We start from the raw sequence: 16,060 nt of genomic DNA, 5'->3' as shown, positions 1-16,060 counted from the left end.
GCGCCGGGACTGGCCTGGCGCCCGTGCCCGGACCGAAAACATGAAACAGACCGAGACGCAGCAGCAGGCAGCCTTCGACTATCACGAATTTCCGACCCCGGGAAAGATCTCGGTCGTCGCGAGCAAGCCGCTCGTGACCCAGCGCGATCTCGCGCTCGCTTACACGCCGGGCGTTGCGGGGGTGTGCGAGGCGATCGCGGCCGATCCGCTGCAGGCGCACCGCTTCACGAGCCGCGGCAACCTGGTGGGCGTGATCACGAACGGCACCGCGGTGCTCGGTCTGGGCAACATCGGCCCGCTCGCATCCAAGCCGGTCATGGAAGGCAAGGCCGTGCTCTTCAAGAAGTTCGCGGGGATCGACGTCTTCGACATCGAGATCAACGAAACCGATCCGGACAAGCTGGTCGACATCATCGCCGGCCTCGAACCGACCTTCGGCGGCATCAATCTCGAGGACATCAAGGCGCCGGAGTGTTTCACGGTCGAGCAGAAGCTGCGCGAACGCATGAAGATTCCCGTCTTCCATGACGATCAGCACGGCACCGCGATCACCGTTTCCGCCGCGTTCATCAACGGGCTGAAGGTCGTCGGGAAGTCGATCAAGGAAGTGAAGGTCGTCACGTCGGGCGCCGGCGCGGCCGCGCTGGCCTGCCTGGACCTGCTGGTCGACGTCGGGCTTCCGGTCGAAAACATCTGGGTGACCGATATCGAAGGGGTCGTCTATCGCGGCCGGACCACGCTGATGGACCCGGCGAAGTCGCGCTTCGCGCAGGAAACCGATGCGCGCAAGCTGGCCGAAGTGATCGGCGGCGCGGATGTGTTCCTGGGCCTGTCGGTCGGCGGGATCCTGAGCGCGGAGATGCTGAAGGCGATGGCGCCGCGTCCGCTGATCCTCGCGCTGGCCAATCCGACGCCGGAAATCTTTCCGGAACTGGCGCATGCGACGCGCGACGATGTCGTCATCGCGACCGGCCGCTCGGACTACCCGAACCAGGTCAACAACGTCCTGTGCTTCCCGTATATCTTCCGCGGCGCGCTGGACGTGGGCGCGACGACGATCACCCGCGAAATGGAGATCGCCGCGGTTCACGCGATCGCCGGGCTGGCCGAGGAAGAGCAGAACGAAGTCGTGGCGGCGGCCTATGGCGCATACGACGTCGCGTTCGGCGCGCAATACCTGATTCCGAAGCCGTTCGACCCGCGCCTGATCGTTCGTATCGCGCCGGCCGTGGCCAAGGCGGCGATGGAAGGCGGCGTCGCGACGCGCCCGCTGACGGATCTGGATGCCTACGTCGAGCAACTGCAGCAATTCGTCTATCACTCCGGCGCGTTCATGAAGCCGCTGTTCGCGACGGCGCGTCGGCTCGTGCGCGACGGCGGCAAGGCGCGGATCGTGTTCACCGAAGGCGAAGACGAGCGCGTGCTGCGCGCGGTGCAGGTGATCGTCGACGAGAAGCTGGCGCGTCCGATCCTGGTCGGCCGTCCGGAGGTGCTGCTGGCGCGTATCGAGCGATTCGGCCTGCGCCTGCGGCTCGGCCAGGATGTCGAGGTGACCAATCCGGAATATGACGAGCGCTTCCCGCAGTACTGGACGACGTACTGGGAACTGCGCTGCCGCGACGGCATCTCGAAGGAAATGGCGCGGGTCGAGATGCGGCGTCGCCTGACCCTGATCGGCGCAATGATGGTGCGGCTCGGCGATGCGGACGGGATGATCTGCGGGACGGTGGGCGAGTATCACAACCACCTGCGTTTCGTCGACGAAGTGATCGGCAGGAAGCCCGGTGCGTCGACCTATGCGGCGATGAACATCCTGTTGCTCGACCAGCGGACGGTGGCGCTGGTGGATACGCACGTCAACGACAACCCCGATGCCGAGCAGATCGCGGAATTCACGATCGCCGCGGCGCGGCAGATGGAATGGCTGGACCTGACGCCGAAGGTGGCGTTGCTGTCGCGGTCGAATTTTGGGTCGGGGAGTGCGGCTTCGGGCGTGAAGATGCGCCGGGCGCTGGAGATCGTCCGGGAGCAGGCGCCGGATATCGAAGCCGACGGCGAGATGCACGGCGACTGCGCGCTGGATGAAGGGCTGCGGTCGCGGCTGCTGCCGATGTCGCCGCTCAAGGGGGCGGCCAATCTGCTGGTCTGCCCGAACGTGGATGCGGGCAACATCGCGTACAACCTGCTGAAGACCGAGGCGGGCAGCAACGTGGCGGTGGGGCCGTTCCTGCTCGGCGTCAACGCGCCGGTGAACATCCTTACTTCGAGCGCGACCGTGCGACGGATCGTGAATATGGCGGCGTTGACGGTGATCGAGGCGAATCGCAACGTGGCTGGCTGATAGATTGGCGCTCGTGGGAGCGGGCGATGCCCGCTCCCGTCAAGGCGTTCCATGTCGACGCGCTGGAACTGGCGCGAACCTGGGTCGACGCTTGAGTGTTGTCGTCGTCGGCGGCGCTGTTGGCGCGGATGGCATGGGCCATCCGCGATGAATCGCGTCAGGCCAGGGATCGAACGGCTCCCGACACCCGTATGCTCGCCCCGATCTCAGGGGTAATTTCCACGTGGATACGGCTGGGCATGCCCATGTCCACACCCTGGATGATGTCGATCGAACCCTCGCGCAGCCATTCGATGTCCCGCAGATAACCCGCCAGGGCAGCCGCTGCGGCGCCGGTCGCCGAATCTTCGTACACGCCGCCTGCGGCGAAGGGATTGCGCGCATGAAACAGCCGTTGATGCTCCGCGTACACCAGGGCGATCGTGGCAAAGCCGTGGGCCAGCATCAGCTCGCGGCCAGCCTCGAGGTCGTAGTGCATTTCCGACAGGCGGGCACGATCCGCAAGAGCCAGGACACAATGCTTCGCGCCACCTTCTGCAATCGCAGGTGGCAGGCGCGGATCGAGATCGCCTTGGGCATAGCCAAACAAGGCCAGGACGTCCTGTACCAGATCGGCAGGCGCCGGCTCACTGTGCGTTGGAGGGGACTGCAAGGCCGCCAGCAAGGTTGCGCCGTCGCGATGCCCGTCGACCGTGATCTTCGCCTGATTGAGCTGCAGGTGGAACAGCCCGTCTCCTTCGCGCCGGGCAAGCGCGGCTCCAAGTGCAATGGTCGCGTGGCCACAGAAGGGGACCTCGATTTCCGGAGCGAAATAGCGCACCCGCCAGCCCGCCTCGACCGGCGCGGCGAACGCCGTCTCGGAATAGCCGACTTCCGCCGCAATCGCCTGCATGATCGACGCATCCGGTAGCGCGTCGCAGATCACGACGCCCGCGGGATTGCCACCGGCATTTCCGTCGGCGAATGAGGCCAGTCGTTCGACGGTGAAGGGGCTGGACGATGCAACGTGCTGTTCTTTCGTGCTCACGAAATTTCCTTCGTTGATGAAGTTGCTCGATGAAAAGCGTTGGACGAGCCGGATTCCGGCCGTCTCACGTCATGCCCACGCGCGCTTGGCGATCAAGAGCCAGTCAGGTTGCCGCACGGTTCGTCGACAGCGAGCCCAAGGGGTATCGGCAGCATGAATCCGCTAGCTTTGGTAGTGAGCGAATGCCTGCTTGACCCTTCCCGCCGGTCCAAAGTGGAATACTTCCAGCGCTGGCCGTCCGTTCGCCCCTCGGTAGTGAATTGCTACGCTGTCTACGCCTGCGAAAGTAGCAACCCACTCGAAATGCAGGTCGGGGATCATCTCAAGGGCTTTTGACCAATACGCCCTGACGTTCTTTGCGCCGCAAAGACGCCCGCTCGGCTCTCCCGCGATCCTGATGATCATGGGTGACGACATTTCAAAATCGTCGTCGTAATGCGCGAGGATACGATCGAGATCGCGTGAATTCCATGCTTCGATCCATTCGCTGGCGAATCGGTCTGCAAACGCTTGAGTAATCACTTCCATGTTTTCTGTCGCTATCGAAGGGGTGCGTCTCATGGCATCGAGCCAGAGTAACGACGCAACGTTTCTCCCGACAGATACAGTTTTGAGTACTCAGACCGGAACAGAAGACACGTGCACGCTGTGACGAGGGGTTCTCGCGACATCGCGCCAATCAACGGGGCGTGTTGGAGCCAATCCAGTGAATGCGATCTTCCGGTCAGGCGATGCGGAGAAACATGCCCGCTTTCTCGGGAAGCACCGATGGCTGGAAGCCGTATCGCTCGTAGAACTTCGGCGTTCCATGATCCGCCATCAGGCTGACATAGGCGGTCGGCGGGGCATTCTCGTGAATGTAGCCCATGAGCGCTTGCATGATCAGATCGCCCACGCCTTTCTTCTGGTGAGCGGGCAATACGGCGATATCCACGATCTCGAAGAAGCAACCACCGTCGCCGATTACCCTGCCGATTCCGACCGGGACGCTGCCCAAGTACGCGACGACGCTAAAAAGGCCATTCTTCAGCCCGATCGTTGCGGCTTGTTCCGACTTCCTGCTCAACCCGGCAGCGAGGCGAATCTCGATGTAGGTTGATACAGGCGGTACTTCCTGATGGATGACGTACTCCATGTGAACCCTTCGAGATGATCGCGCCGGCCGATGTGGCGTGCTCGTCGAGCATCGCAAGGTCAGACCAACTGGGTTGAAGAATGGCATGCGTACCCGCATTCAGTCCGCGGTCGTGGAAGGGAAGGATAGCTTGCTTTCGCTGCTGTCCCGGTTGTTGTCGTGGCAGGTGTCCGAACGTCGACGCGCCTGTGAACATCTTCACTTCCAGCCCGGCGGTGCAGCCGATCGTGAACATGGCGGCATTGGCTGCGATCGAAGCCAATCGCGTCGCATCTACCTGATCGACCGTCCGAAGCAGGACGACGATCGGTTCGCATTCCATCGCACAGCAGCAGGACCCGGGTGGTGACCGGTTTCACTATTCGGCCGCGTTGCGATCCAATGTTGCTGGATATTCGTTTAGGGATACTGGACATATCTCCCTGCGGCATCGTGTCGCAACTTCCCCCGCGTGATGCGCGGACACCCACGCCTCGGATTCCGGCCTTGCACCGTTCCGTCGCCATTTCTGTCGGTATCGTCCGATAATTAGCTTTTATTTTCGTCTAAAATCGCGCTTCTTCTTACTTTAGGATGGAAGGGCGTTTTGAAAAAACTGACGAAAAACATCTCGCGCACGGCCGTTGCCGCGTGCATTGCTTATGCTGGGCTTTTGCCTTTGTCCCAGTCCGTCCAAGCCCAGGTCGAACCTCTGAAGAATCCCGTCTACGGCGTCACGCTCGACGATCTGACGAAACTGGATTCGATCATCGCGTCGCTGCAGAACCTGCCGTACCGGCCGACCGTGCGTGTCGTGTTCGATCCGGGTACGTCGGCCGCGGATTACTACGCACCGCTGCTGCGCCTGCACGCCGTCGCATACGTGATGGGCGAGGTCTACGATTCTTACTATTTCCCGACGGATCTCGCCACGTACAAGGCGCGAACGCAGGAATTGGTGTCGCAACTGAAGAACACCGTCGACGTGTGGGAGATCGCCAACGAAATCAACGGCGAATGGCTGCGTAACGACCCGAGCGGCACGAACTCGGTGGTCAATTCGGAAGAGCAGCAGATCGGCCAGATGGTCGCCGCGGCCAACACGATCGTGAAATCGAACGGCGGCAAGACTGCGATCACGCTGTACTACAACGACGACAGCAAGGGCAACAACTGCTGGGAGAAGCCCCTGGATTACTGGAAGACCTGGCCGACGACGTTCCTGTCCTCGACGGTTCGCCAGCAGGCCGACTACGCGCTGTTCAGCTACTACCCGTACCAGGATTGCCCGGGGCTGAACCCGACGTGGAAGAACGATTTCGCGGCGCTGGAAAGCATCTTCCCGAACGCGAAGGTCGGCTTCGGCGAAATCGGTACCTCGGAAACGTCCGCGCCGGCGTCGGTGCAGCAGAACCTGATCAAGACGTACTACCCGATGGTCAACACGATGAACGACCCGCGTTTCATCGGCGGTTTCTTCTGGTGGAACTACGTCGAACAGATGCTGCCGTACACGACGAGCTCGTACTTCCAGCTGCTGCGTCAAACCATCATCACCCTCAAGTCCCCCAACTGATCGCGCGTTTCGTACACAAGCGTCAGCGAAGTCGGTTAGAACCACAATGTCGCGCGTACCACGAGACCACGTGCGCGTGCCGCTGACGTCAACGGGAACCTGTATTGCACCGTCACATCGAGATAACTCGCCGGCGCGCTGTACTTGCCTTCACGAAACCAGTACCGGAACTGGACACCGGGGCCCGCACCGATCGCGGTCTTGTCCAGCTCACGGTTGTCGTGATCGCCGGCCACCGCGGCATGCGGATAAACGGTCAGCCTGTCGCTGATCGCCGTCAGACGCCAGGTGTGCCCGTAACGTAACTCCGAATAAATGATGTATCGGCCTGCCTTGATGAAGTACGCCCCTTCGACATAGGCCTGCCAGCTGCGCCAGCTCGGTTCGGTGACCTGCAGGTCGGTGCCCGCTTCCGACGAATAGCTCAGGCGCATCAGCCAGTCCGTCATCGACAGGCTGCCCACATGAAATAGCCGCTCGGCCGTCAACACGACGTTCTGGTCGGGTATCGGCTTGTAACGCACGCCCACCGAACCCTGTACGGTCGGCATGCCGGTCACGTTGCCCGTCCCGTCGTAGGCCGTGCCGTATCCGCGCAGGAAGAACTGGAGAATGCGTCCGTTCTGATAGCCGATCTTCGGCGGCTGCCAGTACGCCTCGATACCCGGTTGCAGTACGCTGATGGTGCCTTGCGGACCGAACGCGGCCGACTGGTAAGGCGCGCTCAGCACGAAACCCCACGTGCGCTGAAGCTGCTCGACCTCTCGCCGATAGCCGAACTTGTGCTGCGCGTCGAACTTGTGTTCGTCCTCGTCGGCGTCGAGACTATGCTCGAACAGCTGGACGGACTGCTCGTTCAAACCGATACGCTTGGCCGCATACCCTGCGTCCGCGTAGTTCATCGCGTTGCCCGCGCCGCCGTCGAAACCTTCCTGGAACGCGTCGAGCGCCTCGCGATCCTTGTGCTCGCGCAGCAGGTCATAGGCCTCCTGCAGCTTCTGTTGCGCGGTATTGTCCACCGGCGTTTCCGGCGACTGCTCGGGCTGCTGGGCCTGCGCCACGATCGACTCGGCCATTTTCCGTTCGCCGTCCGTCGTCGCGTCGCTGGCGGCGAGATTCGCCACGCGGATCGCGCTGTCGCGATCGCCGGACATCAGGCTCAACTGCGCGATACGCAGCTGAACCACGGCGGATTGTTCATCGGCCAACGGCGCCAGTGCAACGCCGGCTTCGTGCGGACGCTTCGCCGCAAGCGCGCTGTCCGACCACGCAAGACGCAGGTTGCGCTGCTGCTCCTTGCTCCATTTGCCCGTCGCGACGGCGCCCGAGAAATCGCTGCACGCCACGTCGTAACGCTCCTGCCGCTGCGCGAGGTAACCATGCTCGGCCATGACCGCCGCGCTTTTCGGAAAACGAACGCGCAACGATTCCACCATCGCATCCGCTTCGTCGATCCTTCCTTCCCGCTTGTAGACGTCGAGGAGCAACAATCCGAGCTGTTCGCTTCCCGGCTGAACCTTGAGGGCGCGCCGCGCATAGTCTTCCGCGCGAGGCAGGTCGCCGGCGCTGATCGCCTTGTAGGCGCTGTCGGCGAGGCGATAAGCGTTGCGGGTGAGCGGCTGCGCGGCGTAGGCCGGGCCTTGCCAGGCCAGCGACACGGCGAGCGCCAGGGCGCTCAGCCGGATGCAGCGCGAGAGGCCGGCCGGGATCGGGAGTCGGGAGTGTTTCATGCCTGTTGTCCCGAGGGCTTTTTCACCGGGGATCCGTGCGATGTTGTGTCATCGGCGTCGCGCGCTCGTGCGAGTTCGACGAAGCGCGAATGCCGGGCGAGTTCGGCTGCAATTTCGGCATCGCAGGCAATGAAATAGGCGACGTTCGCCTTCGCGCCGCGCCGCACGATATCCTGTTCGTCCGGCGTGAGCGGCCGCCCGACCGCAACGTTCAACGTGCCGTCGTCCGCGGTCGAAAACGGGACCGCCCGATATGCGTACTGCAACTCGAACGCGAGCGAGTCCGCGAAGTGGCCGACCGCCACGTTGCCCAGGCTCACGCGGGGGAGTTCCGCTTGCTCTGCGATCGCATCCGCCAGCGATTCGGTGGAGATCGCGCTACCTTCGATCAACAGTTCGCCCAGCCGCTTGCCGCATGTCAGCTGTTTCTCCAGGCTTGCCTGCAATTGCTCCAGTGAAACCACGCCCCAGCCGATGAGGATCTCGCCAACCTTGCGGCGCACTTTCCCGAGCTCGGCGTTCGACAAATAGGTATGGCTGGTCTTGTCCCATGCGATGGGCTTGCCGCTTGTCAGGTGGCCGATATAGATGCGCCATGCCCGGCAAACCGCGTAGAAATTGATCAGGTTGTTGACGAACATCCTCGGAATCGACAGCAGCCCCTGGACCGGACCGTTCAGCTTGCTGACGAAGTAGTAGCGCTGCCCGGCACGGGCCAACAGCATGAAGGTGTTCACCCAGAGCAGCGGAGCGATCCAGTCGCCCACCATGACGAGCGAGGCGCTGACGGGGACGACATGACCAAATTGCTGAAGCGCCGCAATCGATACGAAATTAATCAGGATACCATATGAAATTACCGAAAAAAGGGACGTTACGATGCCCTTGCGATCATGGAAGAACATGTAGCGGGTGAGGAAATTGCCCTTCCAGCCGAGCTGTTCCCAGCCTTGAAACGAGATGCCGAGAATCCAGCGCGCGCGCTGTCGATATGCAGTACGAAATGTCTTTGGAAAATACTCGCGCGTGGCCAGCAGGTTTCGATTGGCGACTTTGCCGTTTGCACGCGTGGCCCCAGCGTCATGCGTGATATCCGAAAGCGGAAAACGGGCAAAGGTTTCCTTCATCCCGAGGTCTCTCAACCGGAAGCTGAAATCGTAGTCTTCGGTCAGCGAACTGGTGTTGAACGGACAACCGTCGCGCTCTTTCATTGCCGCTTCGATGGCGCGCCTGCTGTAGCAGGACGCAACGCCCGCGCCCGGGACGACGCCGGTCAAACGGGCTCGTGCCGGTACATCCTTCTGGTGCGTTTCGCTGAAATCGTCCATATAGCAGCCGGCCACGAACTCGTTCCATTTCCGCGGCAATGACAGAACGGGAAGCTGGACCAGGTCGCTGTCCGCAATGGCATAACTGAGGTATTTGAGTTCGACCGGATGAATCACATCTTCGCAGTCGTGCATCACGACGCCCGCGAACTGAATATGATGAGTCGCTTCGTAGCGCAGGATGGCTTCGATGATCCAGTTCAGGCAATCGGCCTTGCAGGTCGGCCCGTCGTTCATGACCGTCGCGCGTGTCACGCGGCCCGGATACCGGCGGACCATCCGCTCGACCTCGGCCGTGGTTTCGGCGTCGTTGTGATAGGTGCCGACAAAGATGACATAGCGCTCGTATTCGATGGTCGCCAATGTGTTTTCGATCATTTTGGCGATCACGTCATATTCTTTCCACGCCGGCACCATCAGCGCCAAATAACGCTCTTCCTGGGCGCGCAGCATGCCGATATCGATTGTCGGTGTTTTTTCGCGACGCAGGACGCGCCCGATCTCGAATGACCAGTAACAGGCATCAAGCGTAAGGTCATCCAGTGTGCTTACCAAGATGACGATTGCGGTCATAATGGCAATAGCGTTAAGTGCATATAAATATGCAATCCATACTGTATTGGCCATCATTTATCCGAGATTTTCTCTTATATGTAATTCGTCTCCCGCATACCAACGCAGGGCGAAATCATCCTCGTCCTCGTCGTCCCCGTCACGCCCACTTCGTGGCTCGCACCACATTCATTTCCGTCGCTCGTAAAAGACTCGATCTGGCCTCGATTTCTTTCGATACGACCACGTAACATCGCTAAAGATGAAACATGTTCAGTGGGTGACTTTTGAAAGTCGGTGTTCCGCTTGCTTACCTCCGTCCTCGTATTCTTCAACGCTTGCAGCCACGCTCGATTCAGCTCCTCGCAGCACGCCCCGTTTACCGTCTACTCGGTGCACTGCTCGTGAAGCAAGTCGTGCGCCATCGCTGCGCCGCCCTTGACCTTCCGGGCGTCGGGAGGTGACGTGCGGGATTGTCCCACCGAATCCGATCCAAATGTTTCAGTGCTGAAACACGCGGTCGACTGATCCGATGAAAAGTGATTTTCAGACCCTTTGCCAGGCCCTGATTGCCACGATCGGAAATTCGTCATGCGATTGATGCGCTCACGGACCGGAAAGATTCGCGTTGAACTCGAAAATCCGGCTCTGCAGTCGCCATTGCACGCGCGAGCCACCGAGTCGATTGCCGCGTCGTAATTTACCGGGCGCACGGAGTAACTGGTTTTCCCTGAATTGTCCGAACAGGCTTCACTCGTTTGTCAGATTAAATTCGCGGTACTGGCCACGTTGCATGCCTGAAACGTTTTATCGAGACAATTTCGGGTCGCCGCGACACGTCAAATCCGGTGCCTTGGTCCTATGCCCATTTGCGACCGTTGGTACGGTTCTAGCTTGAAAACCAAACTATCCAATCCGGGATTTTTTATCCGGTATCAGGCGTGAAACAAAAAACGACATAACGCCCCGATTATGAATGGCATGCTGCCGTGCTCGTTTAGTTAACGAGATGAACTTATTTTGCATATCAAAGGATGAAAATCATGCTTTCTCATCGCAATCGATATTTTGGGCGCGGGTTGAGCACCGTCGGATCACTCGTCACATTAATCTCCGCGCTCGCCTTCACCGTCGCGGTTCAGGATGCGAGTGCGCAGGAGACCAGCAATTCGTCCGGCCACAAGATCAAGCCGCCTCCGTTACCGAACGGTTCCGCCCAGGCCCAGGTGAAGGCGGGGATGTCCGACGAAGATTGGGAGAAGGCATACAAGGAGACGGGGCGTCCCAAGTTCGACAGGAAGTCCGTCAAGAGCAACGCCGGCAACATGCAACGCGACTAGGGAGAAACGGCCATGAAAAAGATCTTGCTCGTCATAGCCCTGCTTGCCGGACTCGCGCAAATGACGTTGCCGAGCACGGCGCACGCGCAGGCCACCACTGCCCATACGCTCGTGCTGTACGACAACCCGGCCAACGACCCGTATTCGAAGCTGGGCCTGATGTACAGCATCATGTTGCGGAACCTGCTTGGCCACTTCAACGCGACGGTCGACCTGGTGCCGATCCAGAACTACACGGCCGGGATGGTCGCGAACCACGACGTGACGTTCTACATCGGCGACTACTACAACAACCCGATTCCGACGGCGTTCATGAGCGACGTGATGACCGCCACGAAGACCGTGGTCTGGTTCAAGTACAACTTGTGGCAGCTGGCATGGAACACGGCCTATACCTTCAACCAGACCTACGGGTTCAGCTTCCAGGGCATCGCCGGGTTGAACACGACGCCATCGTCGAGCAATCCGAATCCCGGCTTCTACGACACGGTCACGTACAAGAACCTGCCGATGGTCAAGTATTACGCGTATAACGCGTCGACCGGCGCGATCAATGCGGACCCGGATGTCGGGCTGACCCAGGTCATCGATGCCACCAAGGCGCAAGCACTCGTCACGATCAAGAACAGCGTGAGCGGCGCAACCGCGCCATACGTCATGCGCTCGGGCAAGCTCTGGTATTTCGCGGATGTGCCGTTTTCCTACATCGGGCCGACGGATCGATACCTGGTGATATGCGACATCCTGCACGACATCCTGCAGACCAATGCACCGGTGAATCACCGTGCGCTCGTCCGTCTGGAGGACCTCGATGCATATACGACGACGAGTTCGATGACCTTGCTGACGAACTTCCTGTACTCGAAGAGGATTCCGTTCACGATGGCCACCATTCCCGTGTATACGGATCCGAACGGCTATTACAACGGCGGCGTGCCGGAAACGATCCATCTTGCGCAGGCAACGGGCCTCAAGAGTGCGCTGAACTACGCGATCGCGCGTGGCGGCTCGATCGTGATGCACGGCTATACGCACCAGTACGATTCGACGCCGAATCTCCAGAATGCGGTCAGCGGCAGCGACTATGAGTTCTGGTTTGCGGTCCAGAACCGTCCCGTCGATGAGGATTCCATCCCATGGGCGGAAGCCAGAATGGCCGCCGGCGTCCTCGAGTTCACCCTCAACGGCTACAAGATCGTCGGCTGGGCCGCACCGCAGTACCAGATGTCGCCGAACGCAGCGGCCGCCACGGCCCTCACGTTCCCGACGACGTTCCAGCGGGCCGTCTACTACACCGCGACCAATCCGCAACTCGGAACGGGTGCGCCCAACCAGGACTTTTCGGCCGGGCAGTTTTTCCCGTACATCATCAATTCCGATTACTACGGTGAACGGATCATTCCGGAGAACATGGGCAGTATCCAGTACAACATCTGCAATATCGACCCGTTCTCGTGCATCACGTACACGTGGCAGACACTCATCACCAATGCGCAATACGGTCTGGCGGTGCGGGACGGTTTCGCGTCCTTCTTCTTCCACCCGTACTGGCTTGAGCCCGAACTCGGATTGCCGGCCTACAAGGACTTCCAGAGCCTGGTCAACGGCATTGCGAATCTCGGCTACAAGTTCGTGGACGGCACGACGGCCAAGTGACGCGAACGTGGCGGCAGCCCCGTGCGACCCGCATCGGCAATGCGGGTCGCACGTTTGCGTTGGGTCGGCTACGATGACACGCAAGAACGTTTCCGGGGAGCCAACACGATGACCACGTCCGTCGTTCCGGCCTTGCGCAAGCTTCAACGGCGTATGAGCCGATTCCGGCTGGCAGGGCGGCCGCGCCGGCGCGCTGATGCACCGCGTTCGCCCCGGGCGGCGACGCTCGCGGCAATCGGCACATCGCTCGTCGTCGCCGCATGCAGCTGGACCGCGCACGACGTTCACGCGGACGGCATCGTCTGGCAGGTGGACAACACGACGACGAATCCCGTCGGCAACTGGCAGGTGCTCGGCGTGCGCGACCTGCTGGTTCAATGGGTCGTCGTCGACGATACCGCGTACGTTGCGAACCCCCGCATCCGACCCGCGGCGCACCTTCCCGACTGGGAACGCATCGGCCGCGAGCCGTGGGCCAGAAACGTGATCCTGGGCCTGGCCGGCTATCAGGACGAAAAACGCGCGCGCACCCATCTGTCGACGCTCGCGGACCAGTCCGTGGAGATCGCACGCGCGCCGATCCCGTTGCATGTCACCGGTTACTACTTCCCGGTCGAAATCGATCCGACCTGGCAGGACGCGCCCAAGCTCGCCGAGATCCTGCAACGGCTGCCGCGTCCGCTTTGGGTGAGTGTCTACGACCAGACCAATATCGGCGGAAAGGCGCTGACGGACTGGCTCGTAGCGTGGCTGCCCGCCGACGTCGGGGTGTTCTTCCAGGACGGCTGCGGTGTCTATGCCCGCGAGCCGTCCGTCGCGCGCACCTACCTCGACGAGCTGACGTCGCGCCTGGGCAAACGGCGCGTGCGGGTCATCGCCGAGGCGTTCCGGCCGTCCGAGCATGGCGGTTTCCGGTCAGCCAGCGCCGACGAATTGAGCAAGCAGCTGCTGGCCTATCGGGGCTATCAGGTCTATCTGTTCGATGGCCCCCACTATGTGTCGGACGACCTCACGCGCGCGCTCATGACACGGACGGGCAAGCCGCCTCCGGCCGAGCCTGCGGGGATCGCGCACTGAGTCGGCGCCACCCCGGCGTCACTGCACCATTTGATGACCAAACCGCAAGACCTAGTGCATAGATATCGTTTGCCGCGGCCTTAATGACTATCGACAATCGTGGCTCGAATTCGCCGCCGTGGCGCCAGAAGCGCCGCGGTGGCCGGTACCTGACGGCTATCCCGGCCGTCCGCGCCATCCAGCTCACGACGACATGTACGCGTTCACTCCCTCATTCCAGAATCCCGCCGGCTCGCCGATCCGCGAACTGTTCAAGTACCTGTCCGAACCGGGCATGATTTCCTTCGCGGGCGGTTATCCGGCCAGCGACCTGTTCGACGTCGACGGGCTGAACACGGCCGCCGAACGCGCGTACGCGCAGCCCGTGCGCTGCCTGCAATACGGCCCGACCGACGGCCTCGCCGAACTGAAGCAGCAACTGATCGCGCTGATGGCGCGTCGCGGCGTTCTGTGCACGCCGGCCGAACTGCTCGTCACGACCGGCTCGCAGCAGGGCCTCGACCTGCTGCTGCGCGTGATGGTGTCGCCGGGCGACGTGGTGCTGACCGAACAGCCGGCTTATCCGGCCACGCTGCAGGCGATGCGTCTGCAACAGGCGCGCATCGTGACGATTCCGGTCGACGGGGAAGGGCTCGACGTCGATCGTCTCGCGACCCAGCTCGCATCGGGAGCGATCGCCCAGCCGAAGCTGCTCTACACGGTCCCGACCTTCGCGAACCCGACGGGCGCGACGCTCACGCGCGAACGCCGGCTGACGCTGCTGCGTCTCGCGGTGCAATACCGTTTCCTGATCATCGAGGACGATCCGTACGGCGACCTGCGTTTCGCGGGCGAAGCCGTGCCGTCGATGCTCGCGCTGGCCGACGAAGTGGACGGTGCGCGCGACTGGATCGTGCATTTCGCGAGCCTGTCGAAGATCGTCGCGCCGGGGCTGCGCGTGGGCTGGACGATCGCGCCGGCCGAGATCGCGCGGCGCTGCGTGATCGCGAAGCAGACGGTCGATCTGTGCAGCACGCCGTGGACGCAAGCGGCCGCTGCCGAATATCTGGCCGACGGTGCGCTCGAACGCCATCTGCCGCGCATTACGGCGGCCTACCGGCGCAAATGCGATGCGATGTGCGACGCGCTGCGCGACGGTTTCGGCGATGCGATCGAATTCCATCGCCCCGAAGGCGGGATGTTCGTGTGGGCGCGAATCGGCGCGGTGTCGTCGGACGTGCTGCTGCAACAGGCGATCGCGAACAAGATCGTGTTCGTGCCTGGCAAGGCGTTTTTCGCGGACAACGTCGACGCAGCGTCGCTGCGCCTGTCGTTCGCCGCGCCGGACGTCGAGGCGATCCGGGAAGGTGTGGCGCGCCTCGTGCGCGCGTATGAAGCGGCATTGGCCGCGTGAGGAGACCTGAATATGAAACTCACCGTCATTGACACGGTACCGTCGGGCGCTGGCGAAAACCAGCCGGTCGAACATCGGTCGTCGCAGATCAGCGCGGGGCCGCAGTATGTTGCCGACGTGCTCGGCCGTTTCGGCGCGGAGCCGACGACCGATGCGGGCGATGCCGCGCCGGCGGTGCTCGGCTACAACTGACCTGCGCGGCGGCGGCCGGCGCGCCGCGCGGGTGCCGTCGCTGCAGCAAACGGTTAAGCTTGCGCGATCGAAACCCATGCGATCGCCGTTCTTCCATCATGTCCGACACCGCCTCCGAATCGCTCACGGAAACGTACGACCGCCTGTGGTCCTGCCTCGAATCGGGCGTCAACGTGCAGCGCTCGCCGTTCACGATGCTGCAGGCCGCGACGCTCGGCGTCGACGGGGCGCCGAAGGTGCGCACGATCGTGCTGCGCCAGGTGAGCCGTGCCGATCGCGTGCTGTCGTTTCATACCGACGCGCGTTCGGAGAAGGTCGCGGAGCTGCGCCGCGATCCGCGCATCGCGCTCGTCGCCAACGATCTCGATGCGCTCGTGCAGATTCGCGCGGAAGGCGTGGCATCGATCTGCGACGACGAAGCGCAACGGCGCGCGATCTGGCAATCGAGCCGTCCGCATACGCTGCTGCTGTATCGCGCACCGTTGCCGCCGGGCACGCCGGTCGCGTCGCCTGAAGCCGCGCATGTCGCGGTGAGCGAGGGCGCCGCGCCGTCCGACGACGGCTACGAAAACTTCTGCCTGCTGCACGTGACCGTCAAACGCCTCGATTGGCTCGAACTGGCGCGCGCCGGCCACTGTCGCGCGGTGTTCGACCTGAACGAAAGCGGTTATGAATCCCGCTGGATCGCACCCTGAGCGTGCGCAGGGTGGTCCGTTCGGATGCCGCCGTATTTT

14 protein-coding genes are annotated in these 16,060 nt (G+C 62.0%); 9 read left to right on the top strand and 5 right to left on the bottom strand.

Translation table 11 applies throughout. From position 1 onward, the window contains the following. Positions 1-40: 40 nt before the first annotated feature. Positions 41-2,341, top strand: coding sequence for an NADP-dependent malic enzyme (locus tag ACN22W_RS27790; RefSeq protein ID WP_412025292.1), 2,301 nt, complete (start codon positions 41-43; stop codon positions 2,339-2,341). Positions 2,342-2,498: 157 nt separating this feature from the next. Here the strand turns inward: ACN22W_RS27790 and ACN22W_RS27785 are convergent, their stop codons facing one another. The 3 genes from ACN22W_RS27785 to ACN22W_RS27775 form a co-directional block, all read right to left on the bottom strand. Further along, on the bottom strand, positions 2,499-3,368 hold the full coding sequence (locus ACN22W_RS27785; protein ID WP_419687925.1) for a PhzF family phenazine biosynthesis protein: 870 nt from the start codon (positions 3,366-3,368) through the stop codon (positions 2,499-2,501). A gap of 162 nt (positions 3,369-3,530) precedes the next feature. After that, positions 3,531-3,896 carry a nuclear transport factor 2 family protein gene (locus ACN22W_RS27780; protein ID WP_412025290.1) on the bottom strand — a complete coding sequence of 122 codons (366 nt, stop codon included), beginning with the start codon at positions 3,894-3,896 and terminating at the stop codon, positions 3,531-3,533. Positions 3,897-4,092: 196 nt separating this feature from the next. Further along, positions 4,093-4,503, bottom strand: a complete 411-nt coding sequence (locus ACN22W_RS27775; protein WP_419687924.1) for a GNAT family N-acetyltransferase — start codon at positions 4,501-4,503, stop codon at positions 4,093-4,095. Between the two features lie 85 nt (positions 4,504-4,588). Here ACN22W_RS27775 and ACN22W_RS27770 point away from each other — a divergent pair, with 85 nt between their 5' ends. Further along, on the top strand, positions 4,589-4,852 hold the full coding sequence (locus ACN22W_RS27770; RefSeq protein ID WP_419687922.1) for a hypothetical protein: 264 nt from the start codon (positions 4,589-4,591) through the stop codon (positions 4,850-4,852). A 285-nt stretch (positions 4,853-5,137) separates the two neighbouring features. Then, entirely contained in the window at positions 5,138-6,058 is a 921-nt protein-coding gene (locus ACN22W_RS27765) for a hypothetical protein (protein ID WP_419689841.1), read from the top strand. A gap of 35 nt (positions 6,059-6,093) precedes the next feature. Here ACN22W_RS27765 and ACN22W_RS27760 read toward each other — a convergent pair whose 3' ends face one another. Together ACN22W_RS27760 and ACN22W_RS27755 are read right to left on the bottom strand one after the other, a co-directional pair. Further along, complete coding sequence (locus tag ACN22W_RS27760) at positions 6,094-7,788, bottom strand: NfrA family protein (protein ID WP_419687921.1); 1,695 nt, start codon at positions 7,786-7,788, stop codon at positions 6,094-6,096. Next, on the bottom strand, positions 7,785-9,743 hold the full coding sequence (locus tag ACN22W_RS27755; protein WP_419687920.1) for a glycosyl transferase family protein: 1,959 nt from the start codon (positions 9,741-9,743) through the stop codon (positions 7,785-7,787). The genes ACN22W_RS27760 and ACN22W_RS27755 overlap by 4 nt, the downstream gene beginning before the upstream one ends. Before the next feature lie 959 nt (positions 9,744-10,702). Here ACN22W_RS27755 and ACN22W_RS27750 point away from each other — a divergent pair. From ACN22W_RS27750 to ACN22W_RS27725, 6 genes are all read left to right on the top strand, one after another. Next, complete coding sequence (locus ACN22W_RS27750; protein WP_412025283.1) at positions 10,703-11,008, top strand: hypothetical protein; 306 nt, start codon at positions 10,703-10,705, stop codon at positions 11,006-11,008. A gap of 12 nt (positions 11,009-11,020) precedes the next feature. After that, the gene (locus tag ACN22W_RS27745; RefSeq protein WP_412025282.1) at positions 11,021-12,664 is read left to right on the top strand and encodes a DUF2334 domain-containing protein; all 1,644 of its coding nucleotides are present in this window, start codon (positions 11,021-11,023) and stop codon (positions 12,662-12,664) included. A gap of 108 nt (positions 12,665-12,772) precedes the next feature. Continuing rightward, a complete protein-coding gene (locus ACN22W_RS27740; protein WP_419687919.1) occupies positions 12,773-13,741 on the top strand; it encodes a hypothetical protein in 969 nt (322 codons plus the stop codon). A 193-nt stretch (positions 13,742-13,934) separates the two neighbouring features. Then, positions 13,935-15,134, top strand: a complete 1,200-nt coding sequence (locus ACN22W_RS27735) for a PLP-dependent aminotransferase family protein (RefSeq protein ID WP_419687918.1) — start codon at positions 13,935-13,937, stop codon at positions 15,132-15,134. Positions 15,135-15,146: 12 nt separating this feature from the next. Then, complete coding sequence (locus ACN22W_RS27730; protein WP_129516515.1) at positions 15,147-15,326, top strand: hypothetical protein; 180 nt, start codon at positions 15,147-15,149, stop codon at positions 15,324-15,326. 98 nt (positions 15,327-15,424) lie between these two features. Further along, positions 15,425-16,021 (top strand): pyridoxamine 5'-phosphate oxidase family protein, encoded by a 597-nt coding sequence (locus ACN22W_RS27725; RefSeq protein ID WP_419687917.1) that lies wholly within the window; start codon positions 15,425-15,427, stop codon positions 16,019-16,021. Positions 16,022-16,060 lie beyond the last annotated feature (39 nt).

This window comes from Burkholderia theae (assembly GCF_048565265.1).
GTDB lineage: Bacteria > Pseudomonadota > Gammaproteobacteria > Burkholderiales > Burkholderiaceae > Burkholderia > Burkholderia theae.
Note: the sequence above shows the minus strand (reverse complement) of the source record. Positions and strands in the feature narration are given on the sequence as shown.

Coding starts and splice junctions, on each gene's coding strand:
- ACN22W_RS27775 (WP_419687924.1), bottom strand. CDS start 4,503: ATGGAGTACGTCATCCATCAGGAAGTACCGCCTGTATCAACCTACATC.
- ACN22W_RS27750 (WP_412025283.1), top strand. CDS start 10,703: ATGAAAATCATGCTTTCTCATCGCAATCGATATTTTGGGCGCGGGTTG.
- ACN22W_RS27760 (WP_419687921.1), bottom strand. CDS start 7,788: ATGAAACACTCCCGACTCCCGATCCCGGCCGGCCTCTCGCGCTGCATC.
- ACN22W_RS27755 (WP_419687920.1), bottom strand. CDS start 9,743: ATGGCCAATACAGTATGGATTGCATATTTATATGCACTTAACGCTATT.
- ACN22W_RS27745 (WP_412025282.1), top strand. CDS start 11,021: ATGAAAAAGATCTTGCTCGTCATAGCCCTGCTTGCCGGACTCGCGCAA.
- ACN22W_RS27770 (WP_419687922.1), top strand. CDS start 4,589: ATGCGTACCCGCATTCAGTCCGCGGTCGTGGAAGGGAAGGATAGCTTG.
- ACN22W_RS27740 (WP_419687919.1), top strand. CDS start 12,773: ATGACCACGTCCGTCGTTCCGGCCTTGCGCAAGCTTCAACGGCGTATG.
- ACN22W_RS27730 (WP_129516515.1), top strand. CDS start 15,147: ATGAAACTCACCGTCATTGACACGGTACCGTCGGGCGCTGGCGAAAAC.
- ACN22W_RS27725 (WP_419687917.1), top strand. CDS start 15,425: ATGTCCGACACCGCCTCCGAATCGCTCACGGAAACGTACGACCGCCTG.
- ACN22W_RS27735 (WP_419687918.1), top strand. CDS start 13,935: ATGTACGCGTTCACTCCCTCATTCCAGAATCCCGCCGGCTCGCCGATC.
- ACN22W_RS27790 (WP_412025292.1), top strand. CDS start 41: ATGAAACAGACCGAGACGCAGCAGCAGGCAGCCTTCGACTATCACGAA.
- ACN22W_RS27780 (WP_412025290.1), bottom strand. CDS start 3,896: ATGGAAGTGATTACTCAAGCGTTTGCAGACCGATTCGCCAGCGAATGG.